This is a genomic window from Brachymonas sp. KE5, from assembly GCF_057773645.1.
The window spans coordinates 1,617,695-1,633,420 of sequence record NZ_CM173463.1 but is presented as its reverse complement, the minus strand read 5'-3'; the positions used below and the strand labels follow the sequence as shown (position 1 = coordinate 1,633,420).

The following is a 15,726-nucleotide window of genomic DNA, read 5'->3' as shown; positions in this document are numbered from 1 at the left end:
ATGGCGGAATCCTTGGGGGGTGTGTTCTTCGAGCGGCTGGTGCAATGGCAGCGCCGCCACGGCCGCCACGGCTTGCCCTGGCAGCAGACGCGCGACCCCTATCGGGTCTGGCTGTCGGAAGTGATGCTGCAGCAGACCCAGGTGGTGACGGTACTGGGCTATTACGAGCGTTTCCTGCAGGCCTTTCCGGATGTGCAGGCGCTGGCGCAGGCACATCAGGACGAGGTGCTGGCCTTGTGGAGCGGGCTGGGCTACTACAGCCGGGCGCGCAACCTGTTGCGCTGTGCGCAGGAGGTGTGCGGCACGCATGGGGGCGAGTTTCCGCGCAGCAGTGCGGAGCTGGCGACGCTGCCGGGCATCGGGCCTTCCACGGCGGCTGCGATTGCAGCGTTCTGTTTTGGCGAGCGCAGTTCCATCCTGGATGCCAATGTGCAGCGCGTGCTCAGCCGCGTGCTTGGGTTTGGCGAGGATTTGTCCGGCGTAAGGGCGGTGCGCGCCTTGTGGCAGCGGGCCAACGCGCTGATTCCGGGTGATGCGGGGCCGGATGCGATGTCTGCCTACACCCAGGGCCTGATGGATCTGGGCGCTACCATCTGCACGCCGCGCCAGCCGGCCTGCGCCGCCTGTCCGATGCAGGACATCTGCGTGGCGGCGGGGCAGGGCACGCAGCTGGTTTATCCGGTGCGCAGCAGCAAGCTCAAGCGCTCTGCCGAGAACTGGTGGATGCTGGTGCTGCACTCACCGCAGGGCATCTGGCTGCAGCGCAGGCCGCTTCAGGGCATCTGGGCCGGCCTGCATTGCGTGCCGCTGTTCGCGGACGAGTCGGCATTGCAACAGGCGGTGGCAGGGAGCGCGGCAAGGCTGCAGCATCTGCCGGCATTCAAGCATGTGCTGACGCACAAGGATCTCTATCTGCACCCCGTCGTGCTGGAATTGCAGGGCAACGTGGTGGCAGAGCCTGCGCCAGCCGTTCCCTTTGCTGGACTGGAGGGCCGCTGGATTGCCGATTGGGAGACGGTGGGCCTGCCGGCACCATTGCGCAAATGGCTGAAGGCACAGCAGGAGGCAACAGCGCCCGGCACCCGCGAGCTATGGGATTGAGCGTATAGCCTGGTCGAGGGGCCTGAACGCAGGGTGCCTGTCTTTCGGCAGGCAGCTTCGCGTCAGACCGCCTCCATCTCCCGGTGCCGCTTGATGCACACCCACTCGTCCTTGAAGTCGTTGTAGAGCTGCTCCACCAGATAGACCGAGCGGTGCTGGCCGCCGGTACAGCCCACCGCGACCGTCACATAGCTGCGATGGTCGTTGGACAGCTCGGGCAGCCAGTGCTGCAGGAATTCGCGGATGTGCTTGCGCATCAGCGTGACCGCGGGCTGCTGCTGCAGGAAGTCGATCACGGGCGCATCCCGGCCGGTCAGGTCGCGCATGCCGGGCTCGTAATGCGGGTTGGGCAGCATGCGCACGTCAAACACATAGTCGGCATCGGTTGGCACACCGCGCTTGAAGGCGAAGGATTCGAACACCAGCGTGAGCTGGCTGTGCTGCACGGCCAGCAGACTCTTGATCTGGCTGCGCAGCTGCGAGGCGCGCGTCATGGTGGTGTCGATCACCTCGGCCTGTTCGCGGTAGGCGGCGAGCAGCAGGCGTTCCTGGGCGATGGCGTCGCGCAGGTCGTGCACCTGATCGTGCGTGCTGACCTTGGTGAGCGGATGCTTGCGGCGTGTTTCGGAGAAGCGGCGCACCAGGGTTTCGTCGCTCGCGTCCAGGAACAGCGGCGTCACGTGGATGCCGCTGTGGCGCAAGGCGTTGATCTGTACCGGAATCAGTGGCAGCGAGGTGGCGCTGCGCGCGTCCATGGCGATAGCGATCTTGTTGCCGTCCTTGGTTTTCTCGACCTCGATGAATGGCAGCAGCAACTCCGGAGGCAGGTTGTCGACGCAGTAGAAACCGGCATCTTCCAGTGCGTGCAGCGCAATCGACTTGCCGGAGCCGGACATGCCGCTGATGATGACCAGATGGATATCGGTCTGCGGCTCGGGGGCGATCAGGGCGGAGGTCTCGGTCATGTCGCTTCCAGTGATCGGATGCATTACGCGGGCGTGCGGGATCGGGCCTTGTGCAGCATTTCGCCGGCGTGGGCCAGGGTGGTGGACGATTCGGCGTCACCGCCCAGCATGCGGGCGATTTCGTGCAGGCGTTCGTTTTCGGCCAGCATTTCGGCGCTGCTGACGGTGGCGGGCTGCGTGCCGCCCGCGGTCTTGAACACGCGCAGATGGTGGTTGGCGCAGGCGGCCACCTGTGGCAGGTGGGTGACGGCCAGCACCTGCCGGTCCTGCCCCAGTTGCTGCATCAGCTGGCCGACGGTGTGCGCGACCTTGCCGCCCACGCCCGCATCCACCTCGTCGAAGATCAGCGTGGGCGCTGTGCCCAGCTGGCTGGTGGTGACGGCAATGGCCAGTGCGATGCGGGACAGTTCGCCGCCGGAGGCCACCTTGGCGATGGGCCGCGGCGTGCTGCCCGCATGGCCGGCCACCAGGAAGTCGATGGCATCGGCGCCACTGCTGCCGGCTTGCGCGGCGGGGGCAACGTCTACCACGAAGCGGCCGCCCTGCATGCCGAGCTGCTGCATGGCACTGGTGATGCTTTCGCCCAACTGGTCTGCCGCCTGCTTGCGCAGGCCGGTCAGGCGTGTGGCTTCCTTCCGATAGGCGGCGCTGGCCCCCTGTTCGGCTTGCTGCAGGGGCTCCAGATCCTCGGCGGCATCCAGCGCCTGCAGCTGCTGCTGCCAGCCGGTCCAGGTGGCGGCCAGTTCTTCGGGTTGCACGCGGAAACGCCGTGCCAGCGAGATCCAGCCGGACAGGCGCTGGTCCAGCTGGGCCAGGCGGTCCGGGTCGAGTTCGGTGCGGTGCAGATAGGCGTGCAGGCCACGCTGGGCCTCTTCCAGCTGGGTCTGGCTGCTGGCGAGCAGGGCAGTCCATTCGGCAAAGGCCGGCTCGATATGCTCCTGCTCCTGCAGTGCGTGCACGGCGGTGTGCAGGGTGTCGAGCAGACCGTGCTGTTCACCTTCCAGTGCCTGCAGGGCGGTGCCTGCGGCATCCAGCAACTGCTGGGCATGGGCCAGGCGCTGGTGTTCGCTGTTGAGTTCGGGCCATTCATCGGCCTGGGGGCCGAGCTTGTCGACTTCGGCGACCTGCCACTGCAGGCGCTCGCGTTCCTGCTGGCGCTGTTCCTGGCCCTGGGTGGCCTGCTCCAGCTGCTCGCGGGCAGTTTGCCATTGCTGCCAGAGCGTGCGGATGGCCGTGGTGTCAATGCGGCCGTAGCCGTCGAGCAGGGCGCGCGTGCTGGCCGGTTGCATCAGGCTTTGCCAGGCGTGCTGGCCGTGGATATCCACCAGCAGGCTGCCCAGTGCACGCAATTGCGTGGCGGTGGCCGGCGTGCCGTTGATCCAGCCGCGGCTCTTGCCCTGGCTGTCAACCACGCGGCGCAGCAGCAGGCCTTCTTCGGCATCCGCCTCGATGCCGTATTCGTCCAGCAGAGGTGCCAGCGCAGGGGTGATGTCGAAATGTGCAGTGATGTCGGTGCGATTGCAGCCTTCGCGCACGAAGCCGGCATCGGCACGGGCGCCCATCACCAGTTGCAGGGCGTCCACCAGAATGGATTTGCCCGCGCCGGTCTCGCCTGTGAGCGCGGTAAAGCCGTTGTGAACGTCCAGATCCAGAGCCTGCACGATCACGAAATCCTGCAGGGCAATACGCCGTAGCGCCATGGTCAGTTGCTCCCGCTGTTCCAGTGCAGCTTTTCGCGCAGGGTGTCGAAATAGTTCCAGCCACGCGGGTGCAGGAACAGAGCTTCGTGATCCGAGCGGCGCACCACCACGCGATCGCCGGATTGCAGCGAGGAAAGCGATTGCGTGTCGAAGTTGGCGCTGGCCTTGCGGCCGGAGACCACCTCGATGCTGATTTCGCTCGAATCACTGAGCACAATGGGGCGGTTGGAGAGGGTGTGCGGGGCAATCGGCACCAGCACCCATCCGGCCACCGACGGGTGCAGCAGCGGACCACCGGCCGACAGCGAATAGGCCGTGGAGCCGGTGGAGGTGGACACGATCAGACCGTCGGCGCGCTGGTTGGACACGAAATGCCCGTCGACCTCGATGCGCAGTTCCACCATGCCCGCCGTGCTGCCGCGGTTGATCACCACGTCATTGAAGGCAATCGCCTCGAACACGGTGCTTTCGCCACGCTTGACCTGGCCCAGCATCATGCTGCGGTGGTCTTCGATGTATTCGCCGCGCAGCATGGGGGGCAGGGTTTCACAGATGCGGCCCAGGGGAATGTCAGTAATAAAGCCTAGGCGTCCTTGGTTGATGCCAATGAGCGGCACCTTGGCAGGAGCCAGCGTGCGCGCAGCGCCGAGCATGGTACCGTCGCCGCCCACCACCACGGCCAGATCGCACTGTTCGCCGATCTCGACCATCTCCAGCGAGGGGTAGCGGGCATTGAGGCCGGTCATCTCGGCCGCGCGGAATTCCATGGCCACCTGGCAGCCGTTGCGTTCCAGACATTCGGCCACGGCCAGCATGATTTCGGGGGGAGTGCCTTCGGAATGAGAAGCCTGCTGCAGGTTATTGCTTTGCAGGAATTTTCCAATCAGTCCGACGTGGTGAAATTGGGGCTTCATACTTACATTAGATCATTAAAATGTGACGCCATGCTCGACGATCGTGCCAAGTTGCTGCTCAAGACCCTGGTCGACCGCTACATCGCGGACGGCCAGCCCGTGGGTTCCCGTACGCTCTCGCAAACCGCGGGGCTGGAACTGTCGCCGGCCACCATCCGCAACGTGATGGCGGACCTTGAAAACCTGGGCCTGATCGCCAGCCCCCATACCTCCGCAGGGCGCATCCCGACGGCGCGCGGCTACCGGCTGTTTGTGGACACCATGCTCACGGCCGATCCGGCGCATCTGTCCGTTTCCATGCCCACGCTCGCCCTGCCGCCCGAGCAGCCGCAGAAGGTCATCGCCAATGCTGCCAACATGCTGTCGAGCCTGTCGCAGTTCGTGGGCGTGGTGATGAGCCCGCGGCGCGGGTCCGTCTTTCGGCATATCGAATTCCTGCGCCTGTCGGAAAAACGGGTGCTGGTGATCATCGTCTCGCCGGAAGGGGATGTGCAGAATCGCGTCCTGTTTACCGAAACCGATTTCGACCAGAGCCAGCTGGTGGAAGCCGCCAATTATCTGAACGCACATTACAGCGGGCTTGCACTGGAGCAGGTGAGCGTGCGCCTGAAGGACGAGGTGGAAACCCTGCGTGGTGAAATTGCCGCGCTGATGCAGGCCGCCATCGCGGCCAGCACCGAGGCCATGCAGGAGCATGAGCAGGATGTGGTGATTGCAGGGGAGCGCAACCTGCTGTCTGTGAGCGATTTTTCCAGCGACATGTCGCAGTTGCGCCGCGCGTTTGACCTGTTCGAGCAGAAGACCACACTGATGCGTCTGCTGGACGAATCGAGCCAGGCGGCGGGCGTGCATATCTACATCGGCGGCGAGAGCCAGGTGGTGCCGGTGGAGGAGCTCTCGGTGGTGAGTGCGCCTTACAGCGTGGATGGCACGGTGGTGGGCACGCTGGGAGTGATCGGGCCGGTGCGCATGCCGTATCAGCGCATGGTGGAGATTGTGGACATCGCTTCACGGCTGGTGAGCAATGCGCTGAGCCAGCGCTGAGCGGAAAAAACAAAAACGCCTTGCATTGCTGCAAGGCGTTTCTGAACTTTCTGGCGCGACTGGCAGGATTCGAACCCACGACCCCTTGGTTCGTAGCCAAGTACTCTAATCCAACTGAGCTACAGTCGCTGAAAGGAAAACAAAACGCCTGGATAGGCGTTCTGCAATGTTGGCGCGGCTGGCAGGATTCGAACCCACGACCCCTTGGTTCGTAGCCAAGTACTCTAATCCAACTGAGCTACAGCCGCTGAAGCATCGAAGTATAGCGTAGTTTTTGCGGTGGAGCCAGGATTTTTTAAAAAAACCACGCATAGAACGAACAGTTGGAAGGGCGTGGTTCCTCATGGCAAGACAGTTATGATCCCGACGCGGGCATACGGCTTGCAATCATCAGACAGGCTGCCGTCTTTGATCCGGCGGCCATCGCAGTTATCAGTCATGAGGTGTCCAGTTGGATCTGCATTCATCTCCCCCCCGGCGTGGAATAACGCCTTTCAAGCTTGCGCGCTACGGAAGCGCAAGTGTTCATATCGCGACCTTGCTGCTGGGCCTGGCGCCGGCTGCTGTGGTGATGGCGCAGCAACAGCCGCATTTGTCGTCCATGGCGGTTGCGGCAGCCACCTGTGCCAACTGTCATGGCACGGATGGCCGTTCGCCCGGAATCATCCCCTCCATCGCCGGTCAGCCGAAAGACAGGCTGTTGCAGCGTTTGCAGGATTTCAAGGCCGGCATTGATCCGCGTGCCACGGTGATGACGCGCCTGATGAAAGGCTACAGCGAGGACGAGTTGAGAGATCTCGCCGGATATTTTTCGGAGGTGCCCCGATGAAACCACATGACAACAGCATCTCCCGCCGCCAGGTTCTGGGCGGCATGGCGGCCGGTGGCATGCTGCTGGGCGCTCCTGCGCTGGTGCAGGCGCGCCAGGCATCTGCCCACGTGGTGGTGGTCGGAGGAGGCTTTGGCGGGGCAACGGCAGCGCGCTATCTGCGCCGCTACCATCCGGATGTGCAGATCACTCTGGTCGAGCCGGCGCAGCGCTTTTACACCTGCCCGTTTTCCAATCTGTACCTGGCGGGATTGCGCGAGTGGGACAGTCTCGGCCATGGCTTTGATGGCTTGCGCAAGCAGGGCATCGAGGTGGTGCACGCGAGCGCAGAGCAGCTTGATGCCAGGGGCAGGACGGTGAAGTTGTCCAACGGCAGTAGCCTGCGCTGGGACAAGCTGGTGCTGTCCCCCGGCGTGGACATGCAATGGAACAAGCTGCAGGGCTATGACCAGGCAGCCGCCGAGCATGCGCCACACGCCTGGAAGGCCGGTGCGCAGACGCAGTTGCTCAAGCGCCAATTGCAGGCCATGAAGGATGGTGGCACCTTCATCATGACGATTCCGGAGAATCCGTTCCGCTGCCCGCCCGGCCCGTATGAGCGTGCGGCCATGGTGGCGCACTATTTCAGGCAGCACAAGCCGAAGTCCAAGATCCTCCTGCTCGATGCCAAGACGGCGTTCTCCAAGCAGGCACTGTTCATGCAGGGCTGGAAGGCGCTGTACGGCAACATGATCGAATGGGTGGGGCAGGTGGACGATGGCGAGGTTGTGCGCGTGGATGCACGCCGGCGCGAGGTCGAGACGGCCTTTGGCCAGAAGCACCGGGCCGATGTGCTCAACGTCATTCCGCCGCAGAAGGCGGGCCTGATCGCAGAACGCGCCGGCGTGACCAACGCAAGCGGCTGGGTGCCGGTGCATGGAGGCACCTTCGAATCCAGCCAGGTGCAGGACGTGTTCGTAGTGGGCGATGCGAGCATTGCCGCTCCCATGCCGAAGTCGGGCTTTGCGGCCAATACGCAGGGCAAGCTGGTGGCGGCCGTGATTGCGGCGCAGCTGCGCGGTCAGGCGCTGCCACAGGCATCGTTTTCCAACACCTGCTACAGCCTGATCGGGCCGGATTACGGCATCTCCGTTGCCGGTGTCTACAAGGCCGAAGGAAGCCGGGTGGTCGAGGCACCGGATTCGGGGGGTGTGAGTCCGCTGGATGCAGACGCCCGTTTCCGCCGCATGGAGGCGCTGTACGGCCAAGGCTGGTACAGCGCCATTACCGGCGATATCTGGGGCGGATGACATCGAACCAAGGGTAAGTCCCTGATTTTTCAGGGTGCCAGGCCCGGGAGCCGGCTTCAATCTGGCTATGATCGGGGGCGACGAGCTTGCTGGCGGGGACTTGCCCTGTCGCCTTGTCACCCTTTTGTTGCATACACCTTCATTCTTTACTATGAAACGCAGAACCTTCATGGCTGCGCCGCCGGCTATTGCGCTGGGCGCCGCAGCGAGCACACCCTTGTCCGCACTGGCGGCTCCTGCCGTCCTGACCCCTGATACCCGCTTGCTGCCCCGCCATGCCAAGGGACCGCGCATCGTCGTCTGTGGCGGCGGCTGGGGCGGGCTCACCGTGGCACGCTACCTGCGCCAGTGGGTTCCCAATGCCGATGTCGTGGTGCTGGAGCGCAACCCGACGTTCTGGTCCGGCCCCATGAGCAACAAGTGGCTGGTGGACATTGTCAACACCGACTTCGTGCATCATGACATGTCGCACGCGGCGAACAAGTATGGCTACCGCCTGATCCAGACCGAGGTCAGCGGATTTGATCGCGACAAGCGTACCGTGCGTACGGCGCATGGCCAGCTGGACTATGACTACCTGATCCTGGCCGGCGGTATCCGCGACAACTTCGAGGGCTGGCTGGGTGAAGACCGGGAGGCCATTGCCTATACCAGCCAGCGCTTCAACAGCGCCTACATTCCCAATGCCCGCATGCTGGCGCTGAAGAGCAGGGTGAAGAACTTCAAGCGCGGCACCCTGGTGATGACGCTGCCGCCGCCGCCGCACCGCTGCCCGCCGTCTCCCTACGAGCGCGCCTGCCTGATTGCGTGGCATATCAAGAAGAACAAAATTCCGGGCAAGATCGTGATTCTGGATCCCAAGCCCAAGATCGGACCGATCGGGGAGGGCTACCGCCAAGCGTTCGAGGAGTTGTATCCGGAAATCATCACGCATGTGCCGAATGCCGGCGTGAAGAGCCTGGATCCGTACAAGAAACGCATTGTCACTGCGGCCGGCGAATATGACTTTGACGAGGCCATCCTGATGCCGCAGCATCAGGCTGCCGACATGGTCTGGCATGCAGGCCTGATCGGCAAGACCGAGGAGGGCAAGCCGACAGGCTGGGCCGACATGGATCCACGCTTCTACACGGCCCGTTCCGACGACCGCGTTTACTTCGTGGGCGACCTGATGGGTGCCATTTCGCCGCAGTTCGGCTATTACCCGAAGAGCGGGCACGTGGCCAACGCCATCGGCAAGATCGTGGCGCGCAACATCTCGGAGCGTGTGGCCGGCAAGGAAGTGGTGGCAAGGCTGCCGGACAACCTGTGCTACATGATGGTGAACGGCGATCCGCAGGAAGAAATTGCGGTCAAGTTCGAGTATGAGGTGGACAAGGCCAGCGGCCATGTGCACCAGACGCAGATCGACATCGATGTGCGCACCACGGAGATGGTGAAGGAAGACTTTGCCTGGATCAAGGGGCGGTTTGATGACTTCCTGTTCTGAGCGCGGGCTGGCGATGCCGGCGCGTCGCCAGCTGATGAAGGGAGCTGCGGCAGGGGCGGGGCTGGGCGTGCTGTCGCCGGTGTTGCTCGCGCAGAATGCAGATGCTCCGGTGAGCCCGGCAGTGAATGCACTGGTGAATGACTTTCTCAAGGGCGGCAAGCCGCAGGGCGAAGGCCTGAAGCTGGATCTTCCGGTGCTGGGCGACAACCCGTCCTCGGTGCCGATCAAGGTGAGCGTGACCGTGCCGATCGACGCGAGGAACTGGTGCGAGGAGCTGATACTGATTGCCGAGAGCAATCCGGTGCCGCTGGCAAGTCGCTTCCGGTTTTTCCCGGCCATGGGGACGGCTGAGGCGGCGGTCCGCCTGCGTCTGATTGCCTCGCAGAATATCCGCGCCCTGGCACGCATGAATGATGGCCGCGTGCTGATGGTGCGGCAGTTCATCCAGGTGGCACCCGGCAGCTGCGGGCTGTGAGAGAGGAGCAAGCATGATCAAACCCCCACGTATCTGGATCAGCAATGCGACCCCGGCCAAGGGCGAACGTGTGCGCGTGCGCGCGCAGGTGACGCATCGCATGGAAACGGGCCTGCGCAACGACGATGGCGGCAAGGCCATTCTGCGCAACATCGTGAACCGGTTCGAGGCATCGCTCGGCGGCCAGCCGCTGTTCGAATGGAACCCGCAGATCTCGGTGGCGATCGATCCCTACATCGAGTTTGTGTTCGTGGCGGACAAGTCCGGTACGCTGAACATGGTGTGGACCGATGACGCAGGCAGGAAGCAGACCGCTGCGCGTGATGTGACAGTGGCTGGCTGAGGCGGCTGGCAGGTACAATATGCGGCTGCCTTGCGCTGCGGGCCGTTAGCTCAGTTGGTTAGAGCAGGGGACTCATAATCCCTTTGATGGTTTTATAAAGTCCTTAAAAATCAACAACTTACGGCAGTAGCCTAGCGTTGTAAAAAGTCTAGGCTACGCATAGGCTACAAATGCTGTAGAATCGTGTTTCAAGGGGCCTGTAGCTCAGTTGGTCAGAGCGTCCGACTCATAATCGGCTGGTCGTGGGTTCAAGTCCCGCCGGGCCCACCAAATCCCCTCTCAAAGCCACTCTAACGGGTGGCTTTTTTCTTGCCTGCTCCACCCTTGGCCGTAGCCTCAAAAACGGGGTCTAAAGCCTGCCTGTAGCCTCGTAGAGCCTAGCCGTAGCCTTGGGGTGCCTGGTAACTCAAAACGGCTCCAAAAGCTGCCCTCGCAGTGGCAAAAATCCTCTGTTCTGAGGTGTCCTAAAGACTTAAAAAAGACAAAGAAAAAGCCCCGTTTTTAGGGGCTTTTTTGCTTAGATTTTCCTTGCGTGGCTTTTTGCTTTAGCGGTTGTTCTAGGTGGATTCGGTTGGGACAATCTTTGCGTAAGCTTGTTATAAAATTTTTGCTTTTCAATGAGATTGAGTGCTTGGTCAACCATGTCTTTAACCTCAGTGCCTCTTGTGTTTTCTTTGAGTTCGGTGAGTTGTGCAATGGATTTATCACTGATTGGCAATTTGTGATTGACGATGAGATTTTGAGCAACTGATAAATGTTCGTTGTAGATTGCCTCAGATATTGGACAAGAATTTTGGTCAAAAATGTCAATGCCTCTTTTAAGGTATAGGTCTATAACGTCGTTATGACCATTTCTTGCGGGCCAAAGAATTGCACCTCTTTCCTGGGCATTGATGTCAGCGCCATTGTCTAAAAGCATATTGACTATGTTTGCATAGCCTCCCATAGCTGAATAGAACAATGCATCATCGTTGGCTGCATGCACATCAGCACCATGCTTTAAAAGGATTGAGACAGTCTTATCGTGTCCAAGTCTTGCAGCATCAACTAAAGCCTCTGAATCTCCTGCCTTTGCGTCAGCCCCTTGTTCTAAAAGATATTGGACCATTTCTGAGTGTCCATATCTTGCTGCATCTCTTAGAGACTGGTTGTCCTGGTCATGCAAATTTGCACCTATAGCAATGAAATTCTTTGCCATTTCAAGCTGTCCATATCTAGCCGCTGTGTGCAAAGCGTCATCAATAAGCCATTGGTCAGTATCAATTGATTTGAATTTCTCTAATACATAGTAAACTATGTTTGCATGCCCCTCTCTAATTGCATAATCCATTGCTTTAAAGGTATGTCTTTGCATGTTGTGTGTGAGTTTTATTTTTGAGATTGCATTCCCAACTGCTTTGAATACCTCAAGATGACCATGCTTTGCAGAATAGAAAAATCCATTCCATTCGTCCTCATCCTCGCACAATGGATCAACTCCATGTTTCAATAATTCTTTGACTGCCTCTAAGTCTCCACTTTTGCAAGCTGTTAAAAATAGTGGCTCGTATCGTAGTTCATCATCTATATCGTTCATGTCTCAAGCTCCTTTATGGTTATTGATTTAATATACAAAAAACAAAATATAAATCAAGAGTGATTGAGCAATAAAAAAGCCCCAATCAAGGGGCTTTGTTTTGTTTGGTGGTTTTTCAGTAGTCTTGAACAAACATTACTGTTGTGTGCCTTGGCTGCTCGGAACTTTCAAAATCTGTAATCAAATAAATCTCTTGGCCATCGTCAAGCTTATATTTGCTCAAAAGCCTGCCCTCTGCTGTAGAGATAGCCACAAAGTTTGCAATCTGGTCGTCATCTGTCAAAACTCCCCAATTGCAATTTGCATGGTTGTAAAAGTAAGGCATGAGGTCAATGCCTTTGTCTTGGCTATGACTTGCTAAAGCATGGTGGCAAAGTGTTTTGCCAAGGTCAAACTCTTTCAGGTTCTTGAGAAAATAGGCCAAAAGAACGGCTTTGACTTTCTTGTGTGAATGGTCAGGGTATTCAAAACCGTCCACCAAGAGATTAAGTGCATCGGCCACCTCTTGATTGGTGTCGTAGATGTCAGCAATCTTTTCATCGCTGTTCTGCCAAAGTGCAATAATTGCGTCTTTCTTGTCCATATCCCAAAGTCCTTGTTTGTTTGCGATGATTGTATTTTATGTTGACGGCTAGGTAGCGTCCAGGGATAAACGCATTAATTTCATTCTTTTTTGTTGGTTGCTCTTGATTTAATCTTTGTTTTTTGTATAACTAAGAGACAACTATTCAACAAAGGAGATCACATGAAAAAAACATTAGTTGCTTTATCTTTATTAGCTTTGGCGAGTGCTGCAAGTGCTCAGGAAATCAACAAACATTTATCTGACGGCTTTGGCGTGTTCGGTGGTGTTTCATTAGGAAAGACCGCAGGCGAGAAATCAACAGGCTATACATTGGGTGTTGACTACACAAAATACTTGACTAACGGGTTCTTTGTTCAACCCTCATTGCAATACATTGACTCAAAGACCGAATATAACGACAAGCATGTCGTTGGTTTAATCAATGGTGGCTATACATTCTTACTTGATAACAATGTCACTGTCAGCCCAAAAGCAGGCATAGGCTATCGTTATACAAAATGGAATAGAACATACACACAAGGCGAATTAGGCATTCCTGTTCCTAATTGGACTGTTCATGAGAGCGGTTCTGACAGTGGTGTGGTTTATAACGTAGGTGTTGATGTAGGCTTTGCAAAAAATTGGAATGTGGGCTTGAACCACATGAGAATGAAAGGCCAAAACGGCAATCATGCAGACTACACAAGCTTGACTTTGGGCTACAAGTTCTAAGCCAAAGCACCAAAAGAAAAAGCCCCTTGACGGGGCCTTTTTTATGTCTGCTTATTTGATTCGCTTGATTGTGTGATAGTGGCCGTAATCTGCGCTTTGTGCCTGCTCTCCTATCCCAAGCTTGTAAAGCTGTTCATATTCTCGGTTGTCATAGCCGTTGTCCGTAGAAAAGAACTTGAGGCTTTCAATCGTCGTGATTTCGTCCACAAATGCCTCTTTGCTCCAATAGCATTCAAACTCCCAAGGATAGAGCTTGTTTTCCAATGCAAGAGCATAGGCTTTGTTCCAAGCATTCACATGCTCGTCAGAGTTCAAGGTTTCAAAGTCTGCCTCAATGTCCCTGATGTATTCCAATTCCACAAAGACTTGAGCCATGAGCATGTTGTCATCGCAAAAGTCGGCAGGAACATTCTTGCCCTCCATGACTTGATTGACTTGTTCAAAAGTCAAAGTGTTTCGCGCATGGATTGAATAAACAAAAGCAATAAGAGAGGGGTTGAGTTCCATGTCTTTCCTTTGGTTTGTTGATGGTTATATTTTAAGAAAAAGAAAGATAAACGTCCATCAATAAACAAGGAAAGATTGAAAAGATATGCGTCATTTAAACAACCAAAGAAAACATCCATCCCTTTCATTGAAAAGCGGGAATTAAAAAAGCCCCATGTCGGGGCTTTGTTTTATAGAAAATAAGGCTCAATCTCGCTTTTGAATTTTCCTTTGTATGTACTCTGAAAGTAATGTGAGACATGAAAGTCAAAAAAATCATCAATAGCCTCCATCCCCATAGCTTTTGCAAACCTAATCTCAAGCATGGGCCAAAAATCTCCGTCATTTAGATAGATGCTTGCAATGACTGCAATGTAGTCATCCCTGAATTCAACCTCATAGTCAAAGGTTGTCTCGTAGTCCGCATCATAGAGTTCCCACATTTTATTTTTAGCTTGCTTTATGGTTTCAACATCTGAACTTGTGTTTATTGTATAAAAATCGTACATGTAATCTCCTTTATGGTTATTATTTAGTTATACAAAATATAAAAATAAAATCAATAGCAACCAAAGAAAAAGCCCCAATCAAGGGGCTTTGTTTTTTTTCAAATGAGGACTATCAGAATCCCCATGTTGCTCCTACTGATGCACCTTTCATAGCTCCACTGCCTACGATTTTCATATTGACGATTGCATTGCCTTGTCTTACTGCTACACCTAAAGCCATTGCAGATTTTCCATTGACGGTTGATGCAGCCATGCCCATCTGTCTTTCAAGTCTTGGGTCAAAGACTATGCCTGCTGCTGCCATGCCCATTGCTGCGGCTGAATAAGCATAGCCCTTGGTCATGTTCTCAAGGTTGTTCATCCTGTTTTCTAAACCTGTCACTCTGCCGTCAAGCTTTTTAATGTTGTCGGTGTTTTGAGCTACCTGTTCATTTGTTGCCGCTAAACCTGATTGCAAGCTAATGATTTGTCCACCTTGGTAAGCAATCTCTGTAGTGTTCGCCTTGGTTTGAGTCTCCACCTCTGCAACCTTTGTATTGGTCTGAGCAAGGCCGTTTTGTAAGCCTGTGATTTGCTCTGTATGAGTTGCAATGTCAGCAGTGTTTTTGACGGTTTGAACCTCCACGGCTGAGACTCTTGTGTTTGTCTCAGAGAGTCCAGTTTGCAAGCTTGAAATCTGTCCTGCTTGTGTGGCAATCGCTGTAGTGTTTGCGTTTGTCTGTGTCTGCAAGGTTGAGATTTGGCTTGTGTGGGTGTCAATCTGCCCTTGTAGTAGTGCTGTGTCAGTGGTGCCGTTAGAAACGGTCAAAGAACTGATTTGAGCCTGCATGGTGCTTATGTTGCCGTTGGCAGTCTGCATGTCACTAGACAAGGTTGATACCTGGGCTTGTGTCGCACTCAAAGAGCTCTGCATTGAGCTCACATTGCTTGTCGCGGTCTGCGCCGCTGTTTGGGCTGCTTGTGCCTTGGTGCTTGCCGCATCAATACTGCCCTCCAAGGTTGAAATCTTGGTGGTGGTGTTGGCCTGTTGCGTTTGGACGGCTGAAATCTGTGCGCTGTTGGCGTCTATCTGACTTTGAACACCTGAAAGGTCTGTAGATCCTGCGCTACCTGCTGAGGCTGCAATTAATGTCTTGACCTGGCCGAGATTGACGGCATCGCTATCAAGAACTCCATTGGCGACATTCCCAATGGTCAAGCCTCCTACTGAGAATTGATTGTTTGCTGTGCATCCACTTGTGAAATTGGCGCTGCCAAAGGCAATGCAGTTATAAAAGCCGTTGTCTGACAATCCAATGCCAAACAACATAGACAAAGTATTCTCTGTGCTGTTTGTAATACTGTTGCTGTTCCCAAAAATGAAAGCTCTGACGCCTGTTGTTGTGGTCAGTATTTCATTTTCATTGCCGAATATTCCAGCGTTCTGAACACTGTTGCGATTCAATGAGCCAAAGATATTTGCCCCATAAGCAGTGTTCGTGTTTCCAAAGCCTGTGATTGTTTGGCCTGATTGAAATACGGTGTTCTCTAGTCCAACGGTTGTGCTTTCTGATCCTCCTGTTGTTGCAGGGTTTTGAGTGTTGCTTTTATCTACTACTACTGATTGAGCAAAAGCTTGGCTTGCACATAAAGCTAAGATTGCTACATAGATTTTCCTTTTCTGTAAGTTCATTGATATGTCTCCATTGTTGTTGTTATCTAGTTATACA

16 protein-coding genes and 3 tRNA genes are annotated in these 15,726 nt (G+C 56.2%); 9 read left to right on the top strand and 10 right to left on the bottom strand.

The window, feature by feature from the left end:
• Complete coding sequence (gene mutY, locus ACX36O_RS07810; protein ID WP_371686659.1) at window positions 1-1,101, top strand: A/G-specific adenine glycosylase; 1,101 nt, start codon at window positions 1-3, stop codon at window positions 1,099-1,101.
• A 62-nt stretch (window positions 1,102-1,163) separates the two neighbouring features.
• Here the strand turns inward: mutY and rapZ are convergent, their stop codons facing one another.
• From rapZ to ACX36O_RS07795, 3 genes are read right to left on the bottom strand one after another with little or no spacing between them, the layout of a single operon-like run.
• Window positions 1,164-2,066: an RNase adapter RapZ gene (rapZ, locus tag ACX36O_RS07805; RefSeq protein WP_371686660.1), complete on the bottom strand. Its 903-nt coding sequence runs from the start codon at window positions 2,064-2,066 to the stop codon at window positions 1,164-1,166.
• Between the two features lie 23 nt (window positions 2,067-2,089).
• Window positions 2,090-3,766: a DNA repair protein RecN gene (gene recN, locus ACX36O_RS07800; protein WP_488359641.1), complete on the bottom strand. Its 1,677-nt coding sequence runs from the start codon at window positions 3,764-3,766 to the stop codon at window positions 2,090-2,092.
• Window positions 3,767-3,768: 2 nt separating this feature from the next.
• A complete protein-coding gene (locus tag ACX36O_RS07795) occupies window positions 3,769-4,680 on the bottom strand; it encodes an NAD kinase (protein ID WP_213360808.1) in 912 nt (303 codons plus the stop codon).
• Between the two features lie 30 nt (window positions 4,681-4,710).
• Between ACX36O_RS07795 and hrcA the strand changes: the two genes are divergently transcribed.
• Complete coding sequence (gene hrcA / locus ACX36O_RS07790; RefSeq protein WP_213360806.1) at window positions 4,711-5,724, top strand: heat-inducible transcriptional repressor HrcA; 1,014 nt, start codon at window positions 4,711-4,713, stop codon at window positions 5,722-5,724.
• A 51-nt stretch (window positions 5,725-5,775) separates the two neighbouring features.
• Here the strand turns inward: hrcA and ACX36O_RS07785 are convergent.
• A tRNA-Arg gene (locus ACX36O_RS07785) sits at window positions 5,776-5,853 on the bottom strand.
• Between the two features lie 41 nt (window positions 5,854-5,894).
• A tRNA-Arg gene (locus tag ACX36O_RS07780) sits at window positions 5,895-5,972 on the bottom strand.
• Window positions 5,973-6,262: 290 nt separating this feature from the next.
• On the opposite strand from ACX36O_RS07780, the gene ACX36O_RS07775 reads away from it, so the two are divergent.
• The 6 genes from ACX36O_RS07775 to ACX36O_RS07750 all read left to right on the top strand — a co-directional run bounded on the left by ACX36O_RS07775 (window position 6,263) and on the right by ACX36O_RS07750 (window position 10,419).
• Window positions 6,263-6,553, top strand: a complete 291-nt coding sequence (locus ACX36O_RS07775; RefSeq protein WP_250131009.1) for a c-type cytochrome — start codon at window positions 6,263-6,265, stop codon at window positions 6,551-6,553.
• Entirely contained in the window at window positions 6,550-7,842 is a 1,293-nt protein-coding gene (locus tag ACX36O_RS07770; protein ID WP_213360804.1) for an NAD(P)/FAD-dependent oxidoreductase, read from the top strand. The genes ACX36O_RS07775 and ACX36O_RS07770 overlap by 4 nt, the downstream gene beginning before the upstream one ends.
• A 151-nt stretch (window positions 7,843-7,993) precedes the next feature.
• Window positions 7,994-9,331, top strand: a complete 1,338-nt coding sequence (locus tag ACX36O_RS07765; RefSeq protein WP_488359640.1) for an FAD-dependent oxidoreductase — start codon at window positions 7,994-7,996, stop codon at window positions 9,329-9,331.
• Complete coding sequence (locus ACX36O_RS07760) at window positions 9,315-9,806, top strand: thiosulfate oxidation carrier protein SoxY (protein ID WP_488359639.1); 492 nt, start codon at window positions 9,315-9,317, stop codon at window positions 9,804-9,806. Before ACX36O_RS07765 ends, ACX36O_RS07760 begins: the two co-directional genes overlap by 17 nt.
• Window positions 9,807-9,819: 13 nt before the next feature.
• Window positions 9,820-10,149 (top strand): thiosulfate oxidation carrier complex protein SoxZ, encoded by a 330-nt coding sequence (locus ACX36O_RS07755; protein ID WP_371686664.1) that lies wholly within the window; start codon window positions 9,820-9,822, stop codon window positions 10,147-10,149.
• A gap of 193 nt (window positions 10,150-10,342) precedes the next feature.
• A tRNA-Ile gene (locus tag ACX36O_RS07750) sits at window positions 10,343-10,419 on the top strand.
• A gap of 247 nt (window positions 10,420-10,666) precedes the next feature.
• On the opposite strand, the gene ACX36O_RS07745 is transcribed toward ACX36O_RS07750, so the two are convergent.
• Together ACX36O_RS07745 and ACX36O_RS07740 are read right to left on the bottom strand one after the other, a co-directional pair.
• The gene (locus ACX36O_RS07745; protein WP_488359638.1) at window positions 10,667-11,725 is read right to left on the bottom strand and encodes an ankyrin repeat domain-containing protein; all 1,059 of its coding nucleotides are present in this window, start codon (window positions 11,723-11,725) and stop codon (window positions 10,667-10,669) included.
• A 115-nt stretch (window positions 11,726-11,840) separates the two neighbouring features.
• Entirely contained in the window at window positions 11,841-12,308 is a 468-nt protein-coding gene (locus ACX36O_RS07740) for a hypothetical protein (protein ID WP_488359637.1), read from the bottom strand.
• Between the two features lie 162 nt (window positions 12,309-12,470).
• Here ACX36O_RS07740 and ACX36O_RS07735 point away from each other — a divergent pair, with 162 nt between their 5' ends.
• A complete protein-coding gene (locus ACX36O_RS07735) occupies window positions 12,471-13,022 on the top strand; it encodes an outer membrane beta-barrel protein (protein WP_488359636.1) in 552 nt (183 codons plus the stop codon).
• 51 nt (window positions 13,023-13,073) lie between these two features.
• Here the strand turns inward: ACX36O_RS07735 and ACX36O_RS07730 are convergent, their stop codons facing one another.
• The 3 genes from ACX36O_RS07730 to ACX36O_RS07720 all read right to left on the bottom strand — a co-directional run bounded on the left by ACX36O_RS07730 (window position 13,074) and on the right by ACX36O_RS07720 (window position 15,689).
• A complete protein-coding gene (locus tag ACX36O_RS07730; RefSeq protein ID WP_488359635.1) occupies window positions 13,074-13,529 on the bottom strand; it encodes a hypothetical protein in 456 nt (151 codons plus the stop codon).
• 170 nt (window positions 13,530-13,699) lie between these two features.
• A complete protein-coding gene (locus ACX36O_RS07725; protein WP_488359634.1) occupies window positions 13,700-14,017 on the bottom strand; it encodes a hypothetical protein in 318 nt (105 codons plus the stop codon).
• Between the two features lie 112 nt (window positions 14,018-14,129).
• Complete coding sequence (locus tag ACX36O_RS07720) at window positions 14,130-15,689, bottom strand: hypothetical protein (RefSeq protein WP_488359633.1); 1,560 nt, start codon at window positions 15,687-15,689, stop codon at window positions 14,130-14,132.
• Window positions 15,690-15,726 lie beyond the last annotated feature (37 nt).